The following is a 5,013-nucleotide window of genomic DNA, read 5'->3' as shown; positions in this document are numbered from 1 at the left end:
GGACTCCTCCGCCCATGAACACCCCCGTCCCCGCCGAATGGTCGCCGCATCGCGCCATGTGGGTCGGCTGGCCCAGCCATGGCGACCTGTGGGAGGATAACCTCGAACCGGCCCGGGACGAGGTCGAGGCCCTGGTCCGCGCCCTGGCGGGGCCGGGCCGCGAGCGGGTCAGGCTGCTGGTCGGCAGGCCGGAGGCGCTGGCCGACGCCCGCGGCCGGTTCGCGGGCGTCGACGGCGTCGAGGTGGTCGACGGCCGCTTCGGCGACATCTGGCTGCGCGACACCGGCCCGATCTTCGGCCAGGGCTCGGCCCGCGCCGCCGCCTTCCGCTTCAACGGCTGGGGCGGCAAGTACGAGCTGGAGCATGACGACACGGTCGCGGAACAGATCGGCCAGACTTCGGGCACGCCGCTGGACCGCCACGACCTCATCCTCGAGGGCGGGGCGCTGGATCACGACGGCCAGGGCACGATCCTGACCACCCGCCAGTGCCTGCTGAACCCGAACCGCAACGCCGACTGGACCGAAGAGAAGGCCGAGGTCGCGCTGGCCGCCTCGCTCGGCGCCCGCAAGGTGCTGTGGCTGGGCGACGGCCTGCTCAACGACCACACCGACGGCCATGTCGACAACCTGGCCCGCTTCGTCGCCCCGGGCGTGGCGGCCTGTCCGGTCGCCTGGGGCCGGGGCGATCCGAACGACGAAGTCTATGCGGAGGCGGCCCGGACCCTGTCCGGCATGACCGACGCCGGGGGCCGCCCGATCCGCGTCCTGCCCCTGCCGTCGCCGGGCCTGGTCGCCGACGGCGACGGCAAACCGCTCCCCGCCAGCCACATGAATTTCCTGATCGCCAACGGGGCGGTGATCGTCCCGACCTACGGCGAGGCCCGCGCCGCCGATCTGGTCTGTCAGGGCCTGAAGAGCGTCTTCCCCGACCGTGAGATCATCCCCCTGCCGTCCCTCGCCATCCTCTCCGGCGGCGGGTCCTTCCACTGCATCTCCCAGCAGGAGCCGGCTTAATGGTCAGAGTGGTTAGTGGTTAGTGATTGGCCCGGTGGCCGAGCCGTGCGTGGGAGGGTTTGATGACCGAGGGCGTCACGAGCTACCGCGATCTGCAGGTCTGGCGTAAGGCGATGGACTGGGTCGAGGCCATATACGAGGCGACGGCCCACTGGCCACGAGACGAGCGTTTCGGGCTGATCAGCCAGATTCGGCGGGCATCGGTTTCCGTGGCGTCCAACATCGCGGAAGGGGCCGCGCGTCGCAGCACCGGTGAGTTCGTCCAGTTTCTCGGGATGTCGCGTGGATCACTGGCCGAGGCGGAGACCCAACTCATCCTGGCCAACGACTTCGCTACCTCCCGGATACCGACGCTACCGCGCTTCTCGGCGGAGCGGGAGAGATCAGTCGGATGTTGGTGGCGCTCGCCGCCGCCCTGAAGAAACGCAAACCCGCGTGACCAGTCAATCACTAATCACTAATCACTAATCACCATGACCCGCACCATTTCTGTCGCTGCCCTCCAGGCCGCCTATGGCGAGGACCTGAGGGCCAATATCGACAAGACCATCGCCCTGATCCGCGAGGCGGCGGCCCGGGGCGCCCAGGTCGTCCTGCCCCCGGAGCTGTTCCAGGGGCCGTATTTCTGCGTCAGCCAGGAAGAGAAATGGTTCGCCACCGCCCATCCGTGGCGCGAGCATCCGTGCGTGACCGCCCTGCAGCCGGTGGCCGCCGAACTGGGCGTGGCCATTCCGGTGTCGATCTTCGAGCGCGAGGGGCCGCACTATTTCAACAGCATGGTCATGCTGGACGCCGACGGTTCGGCCATGGGCGTCTACCGCAAGAGCCACATCCCCGACGGTCCCGGCTATCAGGAGAAATACTATTTCCGGCCCGGCGACACCGGCTTCAAGGTCTGGAACACCCGCCACGGCCGCATCGGCGTCGGCATCTGCTGGGACCAGTGGTACCCCGAAACCGCCCGGGCGATGATGCTGCAGGGGGCCGAGGTGCTGTTCTACCCGACCGCCATCGGCTCGGAGCCGCACGACAAGGAGCTGGACACCGCCGATCCATGGCGGCGCGCCATGCAGGGCCACGCCGTGTCGAACGTGGTCCCGGTGGTCGGCGCCAACCGCACGGGAGCCGAATACGTCACCGGGACCGGCCAGGTGTTCTACGGCTCATCCTTCATCGCCGACCACCGCGGCGATCTGGTCGAGAGCTTCGGCCGCGAGGAGGAGGGGGTGCTGGTCCACGCCTTCGACCTCGACTACATCGACCGCCACCGCGCCGCCTGGGGGTTCTTCCGCGACCGGCGCACCGATCTGTACGGCGCCCTGGTCAATCCGCGTCCGGCCTGACCCCCAGGGCGCGCCGCTCGGCCGCGCAGGACGGACTGGCCAGGCCTTCGCGCCGCGCCGCGGCGACCTCGGCCCGCGCGGTCTCGAGGTCGGCCCTGAACTCCGGCGAGGCCGAGATCAGCGGATACAATCGACGTGCGCCCTGCTCGCCGCTGCGGATGTCCTGTTCGCTGTTCATCCGGCAGATGACGCGGCTGGCGCCGATCTCGCGACCGATCCGGCGCGCCTGCTCCGCCCGGTCCGGGGCGAGGGCGGCGAAGACCTCGCCATACAGGCTGCCGGCCACCGCTCCGGCGGCGGGCCAGGAGGGGCTGTCGCGCTCCGCCGGCGTGATCCGTTGGCAGGGCTGCAGGTCGGGATCGCGGGCGATCGGGCGCGGGCTCGGGCCGTGCCGCTTCGCCGCCTCGCGGGTCAGGGCCGCGGCGTCGACCAGCAGGCGGGTCATCAGCCGGTTCAGCGCCGGCCGCGGCCGCGCCGCCAGTCGGGTTCCGAGCGCGCAATCGAAATGCTGGGCCGCCTCGGGCGGACGAAGCTCCGCGTGGGCGATGGCCAGCCACCAGCGGTCCGTGCCCGGTTCGACCGGCGGGGCGGGGGCGGCCGGCGGGGCCGGTCCGGCGAGCGCCGCGGCGATTCGCACAACCTGCTCCTGCGCCAGATAGCCGGGCGGCGCCGGGACCGCGGCCGGCGGGACGGTCGTGGCGCAGGCCGCCACGAGGGCCAGGGCCGCCAGGGCGGCCGCCGATCTCACCGCCCGGCGGTCCAGCTCAGCTGCACGCTGCTGGTCGGCTCGTCGGCGGCGCGGGTGGCGACCACGCTCAGCATCCGCCCGCCGCCGTCCGCGCCGTCGCTGGCCCCATAGCCCATCGAATCGCCCCGGTTCATGGTGTTGATCGACTTCAGGCCCGCCGCCTCGGCGCGCCGGCGATAGAAGGCGATCACCTCCGCCGGACTGGCGTCGGTGGTGAAGGCGACGATGCCGCCCGGTCCGTCCGGACCCTGGGCGACGGTGGCGGGGCCGTCGGGCGCGCCGCCCGGGTAGAGCACGGCGAAGGCGGGCGCATTGGCCGCAGCCGGAACCGCGTCGCCCGCGCCCTCGGCGAGCGGAGCGGACACGGCGACCGGACCGGCGGCCGGGGCGTCGGCTCCGGCGGCGACGTCCCCCGCATTCGCGGCGACCTCGGCCGGGTCCCGTTCGCCGCATCCGCCCGAAACCATGGTCGCCGCAACGGCGATGGCCGCAAGACCGCGCTTCATTCCTGGTTGGTCCCTCAAAAAGACTGTGTCCTTGGCTTCACCGTGGAGCAAGCCTGCGGCGGCCGCAAGGCGGGTTCACGCCGCCGCCGCGGCGCCGCTGGGGCAGGGTCAGCCGGTGGCGGCGTCGGCGTCGCCGCCCGCGGAATCCTGCCCCGTGTTCCGGACCGGCTCGGGGTCGGGCCGGTCCGGCGCGGAGGTGGCCGACCGCATGCCTTCGCTGGCCAGGCTCTCATTGATGCGATCCTGGTCGGGATCGATCTCGGATCCGGTGGCGGCGCCGCCCTGCAACGAGCCGGCCCGGGTGTCGGACCCCATGCCGCTGCCGGAGACCGCCTCGCTCAACGCATCGGGCGTCCGGCCCAGATCGGGCTTCTCGCCCATGTCGTGGGCCTCGCGGGCGTCCCCGGCCTGCGGCGGGTGTTGTGTCTGGGTCATGGCGAACTCCTTCGCCCGGGTAAGCGAACCGGCCGGTGAGCGGTTCCGCGCTTCCGCCGGTAGAAAAAGGGGGCGGGGAAACGCATCCCGGCCCCCTGTCCGCGCGGCTTCGATTCGCCTTACTTGCCGAACAGCCGGGCCCAGCGCCGCTTCTCGCGGCTCTTCCAGGCGCCGCGGTGCCAGGCGTCCGAGCCGATCAGCGGCACCACGGTGGTGGCCTCGGCGAAGACCATCTGTTCGTGGGTGGTCTGGACCTTGCCCCAGGAGGCGGCCTCCTTGAGCGTGGACGACGAACAGGCGCCGTCGCGCACGTCGGCGACGGTGATCTGGACCGCATAGCGGTGCATCTCGGCCTCGACGCCGAGGATTTCGGCGCAGACCACGGTGTCCTGGGCGAAATTCTTGGGCACCCCGCCGCCGACCATGAACAGGCCGGTGACGCCCGCGGCGATCTTGATGTCGGTCAGTTCTCGGAAATCGGCGATGGCGTCCAGCATCATATAGGGCTGGCCGGCCGCGGCCCGCTCCTTCTGGTGCTTGACCAGGCCGAAGCCGGCCGAACTATCGACGAAGGCCGGGCAGAAGATCGGCACGCCCTCCTCATAGGCGGTCTGGATCAGCGAGCCTTCCTTCCTGGCGTTGCCTTCCGACAGCCACCGGCCCATCTCCCAGATGAATTCGCGCGAGGAATAGCCGCGCGGCTCCAGCCGGTTGGCGATCTCCAGGATGGTGTGGTCGCAGGCCTGGAGCTCTTCCTCGTCGATATAGGTGTCGTAGATCCGGTCGATGTAGTTGTCGCGCAGGACGTTGTCATCGACCGTCCCGGCGGCCTGGTAGTGTTTGAAGCCCAGGGCCTCGAAGAAATCCATGTCGACGATCGAGGCGCCGGTGGCGACCACGGCGTCGACCATGCCGAACTTCACCATGTCGCGGTAGACGTGCATGCAGCCGCCGGCCGAGGTCGA

The 5,013-nt window shown here is 70.9% G+C and carries 7 protein-coding genes; 3 read left to right on the top strand and 4 right to left on the bottom strand.

The features are described from left to right. The first annotated feature begins 14 nt into the window (after nt 1-14). The 3 genes from Q0588_RS05380 to aguB all read left to right on the top strand — a co-directional run bounded on the left by Q0588_RS05380 (nt 15) and on the right by aguB (nt 2,359). A complete protein-coding gene (locus tag Q0588_RS05380; RefSeq protein WP_298744434.1) occupies nt 15-1,016 on the top strand; it encodes an agmatine deiminase family protein in 1,002 nt (333 codons plus the stop codon). A 62-nt stretch (nt 1,017-1,078) separates the two neighbouring features. Continuing rightward, a complete protein-coding gene (locus Q0588_RS05375) occupies nt 1,079-1,435 on the top strand; it encodes a four helix bundle protein (protein ID WP_298744432.1) in 357 nt (118 codons plus the stop codon). Nucleotides 1,436-1,489: 54 nt separating this feature from the next. Then, nucleotides 1,490-2,359, top strand: coding sequence for an N-carbamoylputrescine amidase (aguB, locus tag Q0588_RS05370; protein WP_298744431.1), 870 nt, complete (start codon nt 1,490-1,492; stop codon nt 2,357-2,359). Here the strand turns inward: aguB and Q0588_RS05365 are convergent. The 4 genes from Q0588_RS05365 to Q0588_RS05350 all read right to left on the bottom strand — a co-directional run. Continuing rightward, nucleotides 2,340-3,107 (bottom strand): PA-phosphatase, encoded by a 768-nt coding sequence (locus Q0588_RS05365; protein ID WP_298744429.1) that lies wholly within the window; start codon nt 3,105-3,107, stop codon nt 2,340-2,342. The two genes, aguB and Q0588_RS05365, sit on opposite strands and share 20 nt — an antisense overlap. Further along, nucleotides 3,104-3,613, bottom strand: coding sequence for a hypothetical protein (locus Q0588_RS05360; RefSeq protein WP_298744426.1), 510 nt, complete (start codon nt 3,611-3,613; stop codon nt 3,104-3,106). Before Q0588_RS05360 ends, Q0588_RS05365 begins: the two co-directional genes overlap by 4 nt. 108 nt (nt 3,614-3,721) lie before the next feature. Beyond that, nucleotides 3,722-4,048 (bottom strand): ribonuclease, encoded by a 327-nt coding sequence (locus Q0588_RS05355; protein ID WP_298744424.1) that lies wholly within the window; start codon nt 4,046-4,048, stop codon nt 3,722-3,724. 119 nt (nt 4,049-4,167) lie between these two features. Next, on the bottom strand, nt 4,168-5,013 hold an 846-nt coding region (locus Q0588_RS05350), incomplete at its 5' end, for a deoxyhypusine synthase (RefSeq protein ID WP_298744422.1).

The organism is uncultured Brevundimonas sp., from assembly GCF_937870815.1.
Taxonomy (GTDB): domain Bacteria; phylum Pseudomonadota; class Alphaproteobacteria; order Caulobacterales; family Caulobacteraceae; genus Brevundimonas.
Note: the sequence above shows the minus strand (reverse complement) of the source record. Positions and strands in the feature narration are given on the sequence as shown.

Coding starts and splice junctions, on each gene's coding strand:
- Q0588_RS05380 (WP_298744434.1), top strand. CDS start 15: ATGAACACCCCCGTCCCCGCCGAATGGTCGCCGCATCGCGCCATGTGG.
- Q0588_RS05360 (WP_298744426.1), bottom strand. CDS start 3,613: ATGAAGCGCGGTCTTGCGGCCATCGCCGTTGCGGCGACCATGGTTTCG.
- Q0588_RS05355 (WP_298744424.1), bottom strand. CDS start 4,048: ATGACCCAGACACAACACCCGCCGCAGGCCGGGGACGCCCGCGAGGCC.
- Q0588_RS05375 (WP_298744432.1), top strand. CDS start 1,079: ATGACCGAGGGCGTCACGAGCTACCGCGATCTGCAGGTCTGGCGTAAG.
- aguB (WP_298744431.1), top strand. CDS start 1,490: ATGACCCGCACCATTTCTGTCGCTGCCCTCCAGGCCGCCTATGGCGAG.